This window comes from Actinoplanes siamensis, assembly GCF_016862395.1.
GTDB classification, from domain to species: Bacteria; Actinomycetota; Actinomycetes; order Mycobacteriales; family Micromonosporaceae; genus Actinoplanes; species Actinoplanes siamensis.
The window spans coordinates 48,528-61,514 of record NZ_BOMW01000052.1 but is presented as its reverse complement, the minus strand read 5'-3'; the positions used below and the strand labels follow the sequence as shown (position 1 = coordinate 61,514).

Below are 12,987 nucleotides of genomic sequence, written 5' to 3'. Positions count from 1 at the left end.
ACGGCCGGATCGCGCGGGACGGGCCGGAAGAGCGTTCCGGAGAGCGCGTGGACCCGCCCGCCACCCGCTCGGGATACGGTACTCATGTGGGGGGATTTGCGGCGGTGGTCCTGGCCGGTGGTGCGGCGCGGCGGATGGGCGGTGCGGACAAGCCGACGCTGGCCGTCGCCGGCCAGCCGATGCTCACCCGGGTCCTCGCCGCCGTGCACGACGCCGACCCGCGTGTGGTGGTCGGCCGGGTCTCCGCCGAGCTGCCGGTTCCGGTGCACGTGACCCGCGAGGAGCCACCCGGTGGCGGACCCGTCGCGGCCGCCGCGGCCGGGCTGGCGCTGGTCCCGGAGACCATCGCGTACACCGCTCTGCTCGCCGCCGACCTGCCGTTCCTGACCGGTGAGGCGATCGACGTGCTGCGGCTGACCATGGAGTCGGCGCCGATGGAGGGCGCGGTCTACCGGGACGCCGACGGGCGGTTGCAGATCCTCTGCGGGGTGTGGCGGACGGCGGCGCTGCGTGCGGCGATGGACCGGCTCTCGGCGCGGCGGGGCGGGCTGCACGGGGCGCCGGTCCGGGAGCTGGTGAGCGAGCTGCGGGTGGCCGAGGTGTCCTGGCGCCGTCCTGGTCCGCCGCCGTGGTTCGACTGCGACACCGACGACGATCTGCGCACCGCGGAGGAGTGGGCGCGGTGAGAGCGGTGATGGCCGCGGGATGGTGAGCGCGGCGGTGGCCGCGGGGTGGTGCGCACGACGGTCGGTGCGCGTGGTGGCCTCTGAGGTGCTGACCGCGGGCGGTGGCGGTGAGCACGGCAGCGGTGGACTCGGCCGGGACAGAGGGGTGGAATGAACGAGCTGGACGAATGGATCGCCGCGGCCGGGGCTGAGCTGGGCGTGCCGCCGGAGGACCTCGCCGTGAAGTCGGTTCTGGACGTGGCCCGGGACGTGGCTCACAACGTGCTGCGACCGGGGGCGCCGCTCACCGCGTACCTCATGGGTCTGGCCGTGGGGCGCGGAGCGGACCCGGCCGACGCCGCCGAGCGGATCTCCCGCCTCGCCCTCGCCTGGCGGACGAAAGCCGCCGAAGACTCCGCTACCAGCCCGAACGCGACCTCCGGGAACTGAACGCCAGACGGGCGTTTACAGCACAGTCGCGCTCGATAGGGTGACGGGAACGGAGGTGCGATCATGACGGCAGAGATCCCGGCGGGCGACACGCCCGAGAGCGTGTTGCTCGACGAACCGACCACGGCCGACCTACGGGCGAAGGTCACCGAGGCCTGGCGGGAGTTCGCCGCCGCCCTCGCCGGTGTGCTGGCCGACCTGCCGTCCGGGGCGCAGATCGACCTCACCCTGGACCCGACCGCGTCCGGCACCGGCTCCGCGGTCTACTCGGTGAGCATCCGGGTCCTGCCCGAAGGCGTGATCGAGGCGCTCGCGGTCGGCAACGCCGAGCTGCCCCCGGAGTTCCGGATGGACCGCGCCGCGGTCGCCGACATGGTCGCGCTCGGCTGGTCGCCCCCGGGCGTGCTGGCCGGCTCCCGGGACTCCTTCGGCCTGCGGTCCGAGCAGTCCAAGGCCACCACACTGGCCGCACTCATCTCCCGCACCCTGCGCGACGTCTACGGCGCGCCGCACCCGGCCTTCCTGGTCTACCTGGTGCACGACGAGGAGGACGAGCCGATCGACGCAGGACCGCTGGCCACCGCGCGGCCCGAGTCCGGACTGGACCCGGCGGCCGCCCTCGACGACCTGACCGACGAGCAGCTGCTGGGCGAGGCGGTGGCCGACGAGGTGCCGCTGGACGAGCGGGTTCGCACGGTCGTCGCCACCATGAGCAAGACCACGGTGGACCAGCTGCAGGTCGACGCGGACGGGGACATCGGCATCCGGGCCGGCTCGGCGATGGTCTTCGTCCGGGTGCGGGACAACCCGCCGCTGGTCGACGTCTTCTCCCCGATCCTGACCGATGTGGAGCCGACGGAGCAGCTCTACGTGAAGCTGTCCGAGCTCACCAACCGGATGCCGATCGGCCGGCTCTACTGTGCGCAGGACACGGTCTGGGCGTCGATCCCGGTCTTCGGCCGCAATTTCCAGGCCATCCACCTGATGCTCGCGGTGCAGGTGATGACCGGTCTCGCCGACGAGCTGGACGACCGGCTGCACGGCGAGTTCGGTGGCAAGCGGTTCTTCGGCGAGGGCGACAAGCCGGCCCCGCCGAAGAACGACGGAGACCACCGCACCGGGATGTACCTGTAGGGGTCTCCTCGACCCGGGCCCGCCGCGGAGCTCAGAGCGGCATCGCGGTCGGCGTCTCCACCAGCCGGGACAGCACGATCATGCTGCGCGTCGAGGTCACGAAAGGCTCGGCGCGCAGCCGCTCCAGCGCCTGCTCCAGGTGACCGATGTCGGCCGCCCGCAGATGCACCAGCGCATCCGCCTGACCCGAGACGGTGTACGCCCCGACCACCTCCGGATGCCGCCGGGTGGCCACCGTGATCTGCGCCGGTGTGGTCCGCCCGGTGCAGTACAGCTCCACGAACGCCTCGGTCGTCCACCCCACCGCGGCCGGCTCGATCACGGTCGTGAATCCCTTGATCACTCCGGCCGTCCGCAGGCGGTCGACCCGGCGTTTGACGGCTGGGGCGGACAGCGACACCTTCCCGCCGATCTCCGCGTACGACGCGCGGGCGTCCGCCACGAGCAACGCAATGATTCGGTGGTCGACGGCGTCCATCTGCAACGATTCGCCTCCGAGGAGCAAGATTTCGAGCTGTTTGCTGCACCGCAGCCTACCTACGCTAAATCCTCATGAGCCACCTGGAGCGATTGCCGCGAAAGCGGGCATACCTGATGTGCCCCCCAGAGCATTTCACGGTCGAGTACGCGATCAACCCGTGGATGGACACCACCGTCGCGGTCGACGCCGGCCAGGCCCTGAAGCAGTGGGAATCGCTCCGCGCCACCCTGATCGATCTGGGTCACGTGGTGCACGTCCTGGATGCCCGACCAGGCCTGCCCGACATGGTCTACTCGGCGAACGGCGCGTTCTCGGTGGACGGCACGGTCTACGGCGCCCGGTTCCGCTATCCGCAGCGGGCCGACGAGGCGCTCGCGCACCGGGCGTTCTACGACACCGCCGGCTCCTGGCGGTTCGTCGCCCCCGAGCACGTCAACGAGGGCGAGGGCGACTTCGCGTACCTGCCCGCGGCGTACGGCGGCATCGTCCTGGCCGGCTACGGCTTCCGCACCGACCCGGCCGCGCACGCCGAGGCGCAGGAGGTGCTCGGCCGCCCGGTGATCTCGCTGCGGCTGATCGACCCGGCGTTCTACCACCTGGACACCGCGCTGGCCGCGCTCGACGACCGGCACGTCACGTACTACCCGGAGGCGTTCTCCCCGGCCTCCCGGCGGGTGCTCGCCCAGCTCTTCCCGGACGCCGTGCTCGCCGACCGCGCCGACGCCGAGGCGTTCGGGCTGAACCTGGTCAGCGACGGCCGCCACGTGATCCTGAACACCGATGCGATCGGGATGGGGCGCAAGGTGCGCGACGCCGGATATCAGCCGGTCCACGTCGATCTCTCCGAGCTCAAGCGCGGCGGCGGCAGCGTCAAGTGCGCCGTGGCGGAGCTGCGACCCTGACGCCCGCGCCGCGAGGCCGCCGTCGGCGGACGCGGGGCGGAGCGGAGTTCGACCCGGACACCACGAGGCCGCGGCTCGAGGCGGACGGAGTCGGGAACCGGGGAGCGGCGGCGGAAGCGGTCGCCTGCGACGTGAGACCCCGGGGCCGCGGGCACCCTTGGAAGGCGTGCGCAAAGATGGATCGCATGACCGACGACACCCGCACCACTGAGCACAAGGAAGACGGCTCCGTCATCGTCGTGGGCCCCGACGGCCGCCCGATGGGCACCATCGAGCAGGACGGCACGATGAGCCCGGAGGAACCGGGCAACCTGATCGAGCAGCCGGCGAAGGTCATGCGCATCGGCAGCATGATCAAGCAGCTGCTCGAGGAGGTGAAGGCCGCTCCGCTCGACGAGGCCAGCCGTGGCCGGCTGCGGGAGATCCACCAGCGTTCGATCAAGGAGCTGGAGGATGGTCTGGCCCCGGAGCTGCGTGAGGAGCTGGAGCGGCTGTCCCTCCCGTTCGAGGGCGAGACCCCGCCCAGCGAGGCGGAGCTCCGCATCGCCCAGGCCCAGCTGGTTGGCTGGCTGGAGGGCCTGTTCCACGGCATCCAGGCCGCGCTCGTGGCCCAGCAGATGGCCGCGCGCCTCCAGCTGGAGCAGATCAGGGGCGGACAGAACCGCCCGGCGCTCCCGATGGGCATCCCCGGCAAGCCGGACAGCCCGACGGGTCAGTACCTCTGAGATGCGATCCGGGCGGGTTCCGCGCAGGCGGGACTCGCCCGGTCGTACCGCCGGATCGGTTCAGATGTCGAAGGCTTTCCGCAGGTAGGTGGCAACGCCGTCGTCGACGTTGGTGCCCGTGATCTCGTCGGCCACCGCGCGCACCGCCGGATGCGCGTTCCCCATCGCCACCGCCCGCCCGGCCCAGGTGAGCAGCGGAATGTCGTTGGGCATGTCGCCGAACGCGACCACGTCCTGCGCTCCGATGCCCTCGCGCTCGCAGAACCACGCGAGGCCGGCCGCCTTGGTCACCCCGGCCGCGGAGATCTCCACCATCGCGGACGACGAGGAGCGGGTCGCCTCGGCCACGCCGCCCAGCGTCTTGCTGACCAGTTCCAGGAAGTCGTCCGGATCGGCGGTGGCCGAGCGGGCCAGCAGCTTCACCGCCGGAGCCGAGGTCAGCTCCTCGGGCGAGGAGATCACCCGGACCCGGTGATCGGCGAACCGGACCGGCCAGGTCGACTCGTGCCGGAAGGCCCGGCCGTCCTCGATCTCCACCGCGAGCGACATGTCCGGCACCGCCTCCCGCAGCCGCCGCGTCACGTCGACGAGCACCTCGCTGGAGATCACCTCGGCACGCAGCACCTCGTCGGTGTGCGGGTCGTAGATCACCGCGCCGTTCGCGCAGATCGCGGGCAGCCGCGCCGGCAACTGGTCGTAGAGCTGATCCAGCCAGCGCAGCGGCCGGCCGGTCACCAGGACCACAGGCACCGGCATCGCGGCGAGCGTGTCGATCGTCTGCCGGCTGAGCAACCGCTCGTCGTTGATCAGAGTGCCGTCGATGTCGGTCGCAACCAGCCGAAAGGGTGCCATCAGCTCGACAATAGCCGATCAAGATACACGGCCACCCCGTCCTGATCATTGGTCAACGTCACATCGTCGGCGACCGCCAGCAGCTCCGGATGCGCGTTCGCCACGGCCACCCGGCCCCACCCGGCCCAGCCGAACATCGGCAGGTCGTTGGGCATGTCCCCGAAGACGAGCACGTCCGCCGGGTCGACACCGACAGCCTCGGCGACCACCGCGAGACCGGTGCCCTTGTCCACGTGCGCCGGGCAGATCTCCACGTACTCCAGGCCGGCCTGGGTGACCGTGGCCACGTCCGGCGGGACGATCCGGCGCGCGATCGCCAGCAACTCGTCCACGTCGAGCTCGAACGACCGGGCGAACGCCTTGATCACGTCGCCGGTGAGGCACTCGGCGCGGGTGCGCTCCTCGATCGTGACCGGGTATCGCCAGGTCGGGTCGAAGTCGCCCCAGAGCGGGGAGTCGTCGTGCTCCAGCGCCTCGAACATCACCGAGAGCGGGCCGGCCGCCGACTCCATCCGGGCCAGCACGTCGGCCAGCACCCAGCCGGGCAGCCGCGCCTGGCGCAGATAGCGGGACTCCGCCTGGTCCAGCACCCAGCCGCCCTGGGCGAGCACGAGATAGTCGGCGACCCTCACGTCGTTGCGGGTCAACGACGTGAGGCGGGGACCGCGGCCGGTCGCGGCGACGATCCGGATGCCGGCCGCGCGGACCCGCTCGAGGACGTCGTGGGTGAACGCGGAAACCGTGTCGTCGCTGCGGACCAGCGTGCCGTCGAGATCCGTGGCGATGAGCTTGGGCAGCCCAGGCTGGGGCATCGGAACCTCCGTGGGTCTCACGAACCCCCGCGGAGGGCGGAAGGAGAACGGTACACCGCCCGGTCACCAGCGGCTATGACAACTGGTGACCAGGCGATGTCGAGATCGTCAGCGGCTGGGTTCGAGCACGTCCCGGCCGCCCAGGAACGGCTGGAGCGCCTTGGGCACGCGCACCGACCCGTCCGGCTGCTGGTGGTTCTCCAGGATCGGGATCAGCCAGCGGGTGGTGGCCAGCGTGCCGTTCAGCGTGGCCGCGGTCTGCGGCTTGCCGTTCTCGTCCCGGTACCGGATGTTGAGCCGCCGGGCCTGGAACGTGGTGGTGTTCGACGTCGAGGTCACCTCGCGATACCGCCCCTGCGACGGCACCCACGCCTCGCAGTCGAACTTGCGCACCGCGCTGCTCCCGAGGTCACCGGCGGCCACGTCGATCACCCGGTACGGAATCTCGACCTTGGCCAGCATCTCCTCCTCCATCGCGAGCAGGCGCTGGTGCTCCGCCTCGGCGTCCTCCGGCCGGACGAACGAGAACATCTCCACCTTGTCGAACTGGTGGACCCGCAGGATGCCGCGCACGTCCTTGCCGTGCGAGCCGGCCTCGCGCCGGTAGCAGGACGACCAGCCGGCGTACCGCCGCGGCTGCTCCAGATCGATGATCTCGTTCGAGTGGTACGCGGCCAGCGCCACCTCCGACGTGCCGACCAGGTAGAGATCGTCGGCCTCCAGCCGGTAGACCTCGCTGGCGTGGGCGCCGAGATAGCCGGTGCCCTCCATCGACTCCGGCCGGACCAGGGTCGGCGTGATCGACGGGATGAAGCCGTGCTCGACCGCCTGCTGGATGGCCAGCTGCAGCATGCCGAGCTGGAGCAGCGCGCCGACCCCGGTCAGGAAGTAGAACCGCGAGCCGGACACCTTGGCGCCCCGCTCGGTGTCGATCGCGCGCAGCGCCTCGCCGATTTCCAGGTGATCCTTCGCGTTCGCGATCTCGGGGATCGTCCCGACCTCACGCAGCACCACGAAGTCGTCCTCGCCGCCGGGCGGCGCGCCCTGCACCACGTTCGGCACGGCCAGGTGCGCGCGCTTGAGCGCCTGCTCGGCCTCGCCCGCCGCGGCCTCGGCGGCCTTCACCTCGGCGGCCAGCTCCTTGGTGCGCGCGAGCAGGGCGGCCCGCTCGTCCCCGGACGCCTTCGCGACCTCCTTGCCGATGGACCGCTGCTCGGCCCGGACCGTCTCGAACCGCTGCACGGCGGAACGGCGCTCCTCGTCGGCGCGCAGCAGATCGTCCACCAGCTCGGTGGACTCGCCGCGCAGTCGCTGGCTGGCGCGGATCAGCTCGGGGTCGTCACGAAGCAGACGCAGGTCAATCACGGTTGTGGAGCCTACCGGTATCAGCGTGCCTCATCGGAGGGGTATATCCCGGTTGTCGGGAGTGAAAACGAACGGCTCGGCCGGTGTGATGCTCAGCTCGAGCGGCTCCGCCATCTCCGGATCGGCCGGCTCCGCAGGTTTCGCCGGCCGCTCCCGGGCCGAGCCGGACAGCCAGAGCGCGATCATCGCGGCGGCCACCCCGGCCAGCGCGCACCACAGGCCACGCCCCAGCGCCACCCGCAGGTGCTCGGCGTCCACCTCGATCGTGTAGAAGCGGGAGATCAGCCGGCTCTGCTCGCCGAGCAGCTGGATCATGGCCAGGAGGAGTGCGAACAGCACCCCACCGGCGCTCAGGCCGGAGAGTCGCGCGTACCGCCGGCCGGCCCGCGGCCCGGAGACCGCCAGCACCACCGTGACGGCCAGCACGAGCAGTCCGCCCACATACGCCGCGCCGCCGCCCCCGAGGTCGAACAGGTCGGCCGGCAGCATCTTGGTCTCGCCCACCTCGTCGGCCCCGTAGACCAGACCGTCGACCGTGGTCACCTGCCACTCCGAGATCAGCGACACGAACGCGGCCACCCCACCGAGCCCGGCGATCAGCGGGGCGACCCGGCGATCCGTCCACAGATCGCGGAGGAATCCACGCGACTGACCGAACTCGACCACGGACCCCGACCCCGTCTCCGACATGCGACCCATCATGGCCCTTGGGTCGTCGGCGCATCCACCGAGCCCCGGATGGGCTAGCGTTTTGTCCATGCCTATTCGTTCTGCCACGGCCCGTTGGGAAGGGAACCTCACCGAGGGTTCCGGCACGGTAAAGACTGGTAAGGGTGGCCTGCAGGGGAACTACTCCTTCAAGTCACGTTTCGAGGAGGGCGAGGGGACCAACCCCGAGGAGCTCATCGCGGCCGCGCACTCCGGCTGCTTCTCGATGGCGTTCTCGAAGGGTCTCGCCGACGCGGGCTTCACGCCCACCTCGGTCGAGACCGTCGCCAAGGTGCACATGGACAAGACCGACGCCGGTTTCGGCGTCTCCCGGATCGACCTCGAGACCGTCGGGGAGGTGCCCGGCATCGACGAGGCCACGTTCCAGAAGATCGCGGCCGACGCCAAGGAGAACTGTCCGATCTCGCGTCTGCTCAGCCCGGGCGCGGCGATCAGCCTCTCCGCCAAGCTGGCCTGATCCGCTTTTCCGCTAGTTCTCCCGTGCCCCGGCGTGGTCCGTCCTTTCCGCGCCGGGGCGCGGTTGGCGGGCGGCCCGCGCCGGTGGCCTTCCTGGTCTCCGGCGCGGTCCGTTCTTTCCGTGGTCTGTTCTTGCCGCGGGCGGCGGTCCGCTCTTTCCGCGCCTCGGTTGCTCTGCCGGCGGATCACGCCCGGCGGCACAATGGTCGGTGTGTCGGTGGAGATGAGTCGGGAGCGCTTCGAAGAACTCGTCGGTGACGCCCTCGACGAGGTCCCGGTCGAACTGCTGTCCCTGATGAACAACGTGGTGTTCCTCGTCGAGGACGCCCCGCCGGACGGCGGCGACGACCTGCTCGGCGTCTACGAGGGCACGGCGCTGACCGACCGCGGCTGGGACTACGCCGGCGTCCTGCCCGACCGGATCACCATCTACCGGCTGCCCACGCTGCGCATCTGCGACTCCGAGGACGACGTGGTCGAGGAGGTGGCGATCACCGTGGTGCACGAGATCGCCCATCACTTCGGCATCGACGACAAACGCCTGCACGACCTCGGCTGGGCCTGACCCGATTCAAAACCCCGCTGTCGTACGCCCGGTCCGGCCCCAGCTGCGCCTCGCGGTCCTGGAAGGACTTCTCAAGCCCGACCGCGCCGTCTCGGCCAGCTCCCAGGAGCGTCTCGCGGTCCTGGGGGCGGGGTTCAGCCGGCTTGGCCGGCGCGGAGGCGGGCCAGCCACGCGGCGGAGTCGGCGAAGTCGGCGTCGGACAAGCCGGCCGGGGCCTGGACCGGGGACTCCGGCTGGAGCCGGTGCCGCGCGTAACTGCCCAGGAACCGGACCTCGGCGCAGATCCGGCGCAGCCCCTGCAACGCCTCGCCCAGGCGGGCCTCGGCGACGTGCCCGGTGCAGTCGAGGAAGAAGAAATACGTCCCGAGTTGCTCCCCGGTCGGCCGGGACTCGATCCGGGACAGGTTGACGCCGCGCGTCGCGAGCTCGGTGAGCACCGCCAGCAGCGCGCCGACCTGGTCGTGCCGGATCGACACGGCCAGCGAGGTGACGTCGTCCCCGGTCGGCGACGGGGGCGGCGCGGGTCGGGTGAGCAGCGCGAAGCGGGTCACCGCCTCGGCCCGGTCGGCCACCTTCTCGGCCAGCACGGTGAGCCGGTTGCGGGAGACGCCGATCGGGGCGCACAGGGCCGCGTCGTACTCCCCGGCCGCCGCGCTGATCGCCGCCGCCGCGTTGGACAGGACGTCGACCACTACCGCGTCCGGCACGTTGGCCTGCAGCCAGTGCCGGCACTGCGCGGAGGCCTGCGGGTGCGCCGCGATGGTCCGCAACTCGGCGAGCGGCTTCGACGTGTCGGCCGCCAGCAGGAACTCGACAGGCAGCAGCACCTCCCGCGCGATCATCAGCGGGCCGCCGGTGACCAACTCGTCCAGCGTGACCGGAATCGCACCGCCGACCGAGTTCTCCAGCGGCACCAGGGCGGCGTCGGCCTCGCCGGACCGCACGGCCTCGAGCGCCTCGGGCACGCTGCGGGACGGGGTGCGCAGCCCCTGCTCGGCGGCCGGGATGGTGCGCAGGGCTGCCTCGGTGAAGGTGCCTTCCGGGCCGAGGTAGGTGAAGCGGGTGGGCGGCGTACCGGGCATTCCGACAGTCTAGGCACGGACAACACCGCTCGGTCCGGTTGCGTCACGCCGGGTGCGGCGCGCGCAGGCACGGGCGACGCAGGCGGGTGCGGCGCGCGCAGGCACGGGCGGGCGCGGAGCGCGCAGGTGCGGGCGGGGTGCGGGGCGTGCAGGCGGGCGCGGGGCGCGGAAGGCGCGGGGCGTGCAGACGGGTGCGGAGCGCGGAGACCTCAGAAGCCGCAGGCGAGCACGCGAATACCGGCCGGAGAACTGGCCTGCACCGTGGCGTTGCAGACGTCGGACCCCGCCGCGACGAGCGCGAGCGTGCTCCCCTGCCCGGTGGCCACCACCATCAGGGGCTCCTGCTGGTCCGCGTTCGTCCCGGCCAGCTTCACCGTGGTGAACGACCACGTGCCGGAGCAGTACGGCCCGCCCTGTACCTGCAGCGTCTTACTCGGAATGCCGGGCTTGCCCTTGATCAGCGTGAGGATCTCCGCCCCGGTGGGCCGGCCGGTGCACTTCGGCGCGTGCGCCGGGGTCGGCGTGGGCGACTTGGTGAGCGGGGCCTGGGTGGAGGTCGGCGCCGTCGTCGTCGGGTACGCGAACGTGGGCGGATACGCATATGTCGGCGGGGCGTACGTCGTCCCCGGGCCGGGGATGCCGGGGGAGAACGGCACATACGTCGGCGGCGGCAGTGCGACCGAGGGCTGTGCGTCGACCGCGGACGGCGGCGGGGCGCTCACCGGCAGCGACGCGGGCGGTGCCGGCGGCGACCCGCAGGCCGCCGTGAGCGCCGTCAGCAGCAGCGCGCCCACGGCCAGGGGGAGGTGGCGGCTGTGCGGGGACACCGGCCAATCGTAGGAGCCGAGCCCGCACCGTGCCAGATCGTCAGCCCGCGATTCGGTGGCCGGCCGCGGTCAGCGTGTTGACCGCCTCGGTCAGGCGCACCGTCGGGACCAGCAGGTAGTCCGTGTCGTAGGTGGAGAACGTGACGATGTTGACCCGGGCGTCGGCGAGTGGCCCGACCAGTGAGGCGAGCACCCCGGTCATCGCCGTGGTCAGGCCGGCCACGCGCAGACATCGCCACGCGGTGTCGGCCTCGGCGTCGGCCGGCGCCCGGCCGGACGGGCAGATGATCGAGATCTCGTCGAGGCCCCAGGTCACCGAGATGACGCTCTTGTCGTCCGGACCCGTGGTCAGGGAGGGGGGCAGGGACGACCCGGCCGACAGGCGGCACACCGCGTACTCCCCTGGTAACAGGTCTAGATCGAGCATGACGGCAGACTACGTTACGGATCGGTAACACCCAATGGTTACCTGATGCGGCGAACACCACACCGCCACGGAGAAACCGGACGTCAGTAGTGCACCGGGGAGAGAAAGGTCAGCGATCCGGCCACCCGCTCGCCCGCCAGCAGCGGCGTGGAGATCGCGTCGACCGTCACCGGCGGCCGGTCGTTGCCCGGCACGACCCGCATCAGACCGCGGGCCAGGCGCTCGCTGCGGACCGCGAGCAACGGCGGGATCTTGTCCGCCTCCGGGTCCTCCAGCGGGCCGGCGCCGGCCGTGAAGTCGACAAGCTCCAGCGTCGTGGTCAGCCGCTTGCCGATCGCGTCGACCGGCTTGCCCAGCCCGAGCAACTCGCTGCAGGACGGCGAGACGGCCATGATCGCACCGCCCGCGTCGACGATCAGGCAGGGCTCGTCGGCCACCGACACGGTGCCCGCCCAACGCTCGATGCTGGTGACGAACTCGGCCTCGGCCGGTGTGCGTGCCTGGGGGACGAACGCTCCCGAGAGGGAGAGCTCAACATGCGCCACCCGCTCCTCCTCGCTTCTGTCGCGTCGAGCGGGGCGCCCCGGAGGCCGGGGCGCCGCCCTCGACGGCGTCGCAAGGAACGTTACCGGCGGGTCGGCCGCTTGTCAGCGGCCGTCTGTCCGTTGCTGTACCACCGGTAGTCGCCGGCCGGCCGGTACGGTGCGTTCGACCAGGTGGCGGGATTCTCGGCGACAGCTGAGAGTTTGCTCGCGGTGGCCGCGGAGATGCGGGCCCCGCCGGCGAGCAGCAGCCGGTCGAGCTCCTTGTCGGTGGCGACCAGACAGTCCTTCGGCAGGCCGTGCACGCTGATCACGCCGGAGCCGACGAAGGTCAGGACCGGGGTGACCGGCACGTTCAGCCCGACCGCGGCGGACAGCGCCTTGGCGGCACGGCGGGCGTCGCGGCGGGCCTCGGCCACGTACTGCGGGCGCTTGCCGTTGATCTGAACGACGTCCCCGGCGATCAGCACACGGGAGCGGCCGTGATCGGCCACGGTCACCGCGTACACGCCACCGGGGCCGATGGCGAGGAACCCGGCCCGCTCGTCGGCGGGGTCGGGCTCGTAGTACGACTGGGAGAGGTCCGTCCGCGGCCAGTCCACGATGTGCCAGGCCGAACCGAGACGGTCGAGCCGGGTGAGGGCACGGGCGCCGGCCGCCTCCATGCGGCGGGCGTCCCGGTCGGCACGGCGGCGACGGGCCCACTCGACCGGCGTCAGACGGGGCTCCAGGGTCTGAGGCGGCGTCGTATGGCCGACCGGCGTGAGTGCCCGGTTGGACGGGGCGGGCAGAGCGGGGCGGGCGGGGAAGACAGTCACTGCGACCTCCGGCAAAAGGTCTATCGGGCTGGCTCTCTGTTTCCAACTACCGTACGTGCTCAAGTCCTCACGGAGAAGGGCGACGGAGTGGAAAGAAAGAGAAAGAAGTGTGGATGAATACCGCATTCACGGACAACGTCTTCTTGCGGATGGTG

General features: G+C 71.6%; 17 protein-coding genes. 7 read left to right on the top strand and 10 right to left on the bottom strand.

Annotated elements, in window-relative coordinates; genetic code table 11:
* Positions 1–86: 86 nt before the first annotated feature.
* The 3 genes from mobA to Asi03nite_RS25860 all read left to right on the top strand — a co-directional run bounded on the left by mobA (position 87) and on the right by Asi03nite_RS25860 (position 2,249).
* Positions 87–686, top strand: coding sequence for a molybdenum cofactor guanylyltransferase (gene mobA, locus Asi03nite_RS25870; RefSeq protein ID WP_239102920.1), 600 nt, complete (start codon positions 87–89; stop codon positions 684–686).
* A gap of 150 nt (positions 687–836) precedes the next feature.
* Positions 837–1,115 carry a DUF6457 domain-containing protein gene (locus tag Asi03nite_RS25865; RefSeq protein ID WP_203683060.1) on the top strand — a complete coding sequence of 93 codons (279 nt, stop codon included), beginning with the start codon at positions 837–839 and terminating at the stop codon, positions 1,113–1,115.
* A 63-nt stretch (positions 1,116–1,178) separates the two neighbouring features.
* Positions 1,179–2,249 (top strand): T3SS (YopN, CesT) and YbjN peptide-binding chaperone 1, encoded by a 1,071-nt coding sequence (locus Asi03nite_RS25860; RefSeq protein WP_203683059.1) that lies wholly within the window; start codon positions 1,179–1,181, stop codon positions 2,247–2,249.
* Between the two features lie 31 nt (positions 2,250–2,280).
* Here Asi03nite_RS25860 and Asi03nite_RS25855 read toward each other — a convergent pair whose 3' ends face one another.
* A complete protein-coding gene (locus Asi03nite_RS25855) occupies positions 2,281–2,733 on the bottom strand; it encodes an Lrp/AsnC family transcriptional regulator (RefSeq protein WP_203683058.1) in 453 nt (150 codons plus the stop codon).
* Between the two features lie 68 nt (positions 2,734–2,801).
* Here Asi03nite_RS25855 and ddaH point away from each other — a divergent pair, with 68 nt between their 5' ends.
* Positions 2,802–3,632: a dimethylargininase gene (ddaH, locus tag Asi03nite_RS25850; RefSeq protein ID WP_373872164.1), complete on the top strand. Its 831-nt coding sequence runs from the start codon at positions 2,802–2,804 to the stop codon at positions 3,630–3,632.
* Positions 3,633–3,817: 185 nt separating this feature from the next.
* Positions 3,818–4,357, top strand: a complete 540-nt coding sequence (locus Asi03nite_RS25845) for a bacterial proteasome activator family protein (protein WP_203683057.1) — start codon at positions 3,818–3,820, stop codon at positions 4,355–4,357.
* A 60-nt stretch (positions 4,358–4,417) separates the two neighbouring features.
* Here Asi03nite_RS25845 and Asi03nite_RS25840 read toward each other — a convergent pair whose 3' ends face one another.
* The 4 genes from Asi03nite_RS25840 to Asi03nite_RS25825 form a co-directional block, all read right to left on the bottom strand.
* On the bottom strand, positions 4,418–5,209 hold the full coding sequence (locus Asi03nite_RS25840) for an HAD family hydrolase (protein ID WP_203683056.1): 792 nt from the start codon (positions 5,207–5,209) through the stop codon (positions 4,418–4,420).
* Positions 5,209–6,021: an HAD family hydrolase gene (locus Asi03nite_RS25835; RefSeq protein WP_203683055.1), complete on the bottom strand. Its 813-nt coding sequence runs from the start codon at positions 6,019–6,021 to the stop codon at positions 5,209–5,211. The genes Asi03nite_RS25840 and Asi03nite_RS25835 overlap by 1 nt, the downstream gene beginning before the upstream one ends.
* Positions 6,022–6,129: 108 nt before the next feature.
* Positions 6,130–7,386: a serine--tRNA ligase gene (gene serS, locus Asi03nite_RS25830; protein WP_203683054.1), complete on the bottom strand. Its 1,257-nt coding sequence runs from the start codon at positions 7,384–7,386 to the stop codon at positions 6,130–6,132.
* 30 nt (positions 7,387–7,416) lie between these two features.
* Positions 7,417–8,076, bottom strand: a complete 660-nt coding sequence (locus Asi03nite_RS25825) for a hypothetical protein (protein WP_203683053.1) — start codon at positions 8,074–8,076, stop codon at positions 7,417–7,419.
* Between the two features lie 67 nt (positions 8,077–8,143).
* Between Asi03nite_RS25825 and Asi03nite_RS25820 the strand changes: the two genes are divergently transcribed.
* Both Asi03nite_RS25820 and Asi03nite_RS25815 read left to right on the top strand, forming a co-directional pair.
* A complete protein-coding gene (locus tag Asi03nite_RS25820; protein ID WP_203683052.1) occupies positions 8,144–8,572 on the top strand; it encodes an OsmC family protein in 429 nt (142 codons plus the stop codon).
* 216 nt (positions 8,573–8,788) lie between these two features.
* A complete protein-coding gene (locus tag Asi03nite_RS25815; RefSeq protein WP_203683051.1) occupies positions 8,789–9,136 on the top strand; it encodes a metallopeptidase family protein in 348 nt (115 codons plus the stop codon).
* Between the two features lie 134 nt (positions 9,137–9,270).
* Here Asi03nite_RS25815 and pheA read toward each other — a convergent pair whose 3' ends face one another.
* The 5 genes from pheA to Asi03nite_RS25790 form a co-directional block, all read right to left on the bottom strand.
* Positions 9,271–10,218: a prephenate dehydratase gene (pheA, locus tag Asi03nite_RS25810; RefSeq protein ID WP_203683050.1), complete on the bottom strand. Its 948-nt coding sequence runs from the start codon at positions 10,216–10,218 to the stop codon at positions 9,271–9,273.
* A 209-nt stretch (positions 10,219–10,427) separates the two neighbouring features.
* The gene (locus tag Asi03nite_RS25805; RefSeq protein ID WP_203683049.1) at positions 10,428–11,045 is read right to left on the bottom strand and encodes a hypothetical protein; all 618 of its coding nucleotides are present in this window, start codon (positions 11,043–11,045) and stop codon (positions 10,428–10,430) included.
* Positions 11,046–11,085: 40 nt separating this feature from the next.
* Positions 11,086–11,472 carry an ACT domain-containing protein gene (locus tag Asi03nite_RS25800; protein WP_203683048.1) on the bottom strand — a complete coding sequence of 129 codons (387 nt, stop codon included), beginning with the start codon at positions 11,470–11,472 and terminating at the stop codon, positions 11,086–11,088.
* Positions 11,473–11,555: 83 nt separating this feature from the next.
* Entirely contained in the window at positions 11,556–12,017 is a 462-nt protein-coding gene (locus Asi03nite_RS25795; RefSeq protein ID WP_203683047.1) for a hypothetical protein, read from the bottom strand.
* An 80-nt stretch (positions 12,018–12,097) separates the two neighbouring features.
* Positions 12,098–12,832 (bottom strand): hypothetical protein, encoded by a 735-nt coding sequence (locus tag Asi03nite_RS25790; protein WP_203683046.1) that lies wholly within the window; start codon positions 12,830–12,832, stop codon positions 12,098–12,100.
* Positions 12,833–12,987 lie beyond the last annotated feature (155 nt).

What these genes read in the sequence shown, in the direction of transcription:
- Asi03nite_RS25865 (WP_203683060.1), top strand. Translation starts at nt 837, where the DNA reads ATGAACGAGCTGGACGAATGGATCGCCGCGGCCGGGGCTGAGCTGGGC.
- Asi03nite_RS25825 (WP_203683053.1), bottom strand. Translation starts at nt 8,076, where the DNA reads ATGTCGGAGACGGGGTCGGGGTCCGTGGTCGAGTTCGGTCAGTCGCGT.
- Asi03nite_RS25835 (WP_203683055.1), bottom strand. Translation starts at nt 6,021, where the DNA reads ATGCCCCAGCCTGGGCTGCCCAAGCTCATCGCCACGGATCTCGACGGC.
- Asi03nite_RS25820 (WP_203683052.1), top strand. Translation starts at nt 8,144, where the DNA reads ATGCCTATTCGTTCTGCCACGGCCCGTTGGGAAGGGAACCTCACCGAG.
- Asi03nite_RS25840 (WP_203683056.1), bottom strand. Translation starts at nt 5,209, where the DNA reads ATGGCACCCTTTCGGCTGGTTGCGACCGACATCGACGGCACTCTGATC.
- pheA (WP_203683050.1), bottom strand. Translation starts at nt 10,218, where the DNA reads ATGCCCGGTACGCCGCCCACCCGCTTCACCTACCTCGGCCCGGAAGGC.
- Asi03nite_RS25845 (WP_203683057.1), top strand. Translation starts at nt 3,818, where the DNA reads ATGACCGACGACACCCGCACCACTGAGCACAAGGAAGACGGCTCCGTC.
- ddaH (WP_373872164.1), top strand. Translation starts at nt 2,802, where the DNA reads ATGAGCCACCTGGAGCGATTGCCGCGAAAGCGGGCATACCTGATGTGC.
- Asi03nite_RS25860 (WP_203683059.1), top strand. Translation starts at nt 1,179, where the DNA reads ATGACGGCAGAGATCCCGGCGGGCGACACGCCCGAGAGCGTGTTGCTC.
- Asi03nite_RS25800 (WP_203683048.1), bottom strand. Translation starts at nt 11,472, where the DNA reads ATGCTCGATCTAGACCTGTTACCAGGGGAGTACGCGGTGTGCCGCCTG.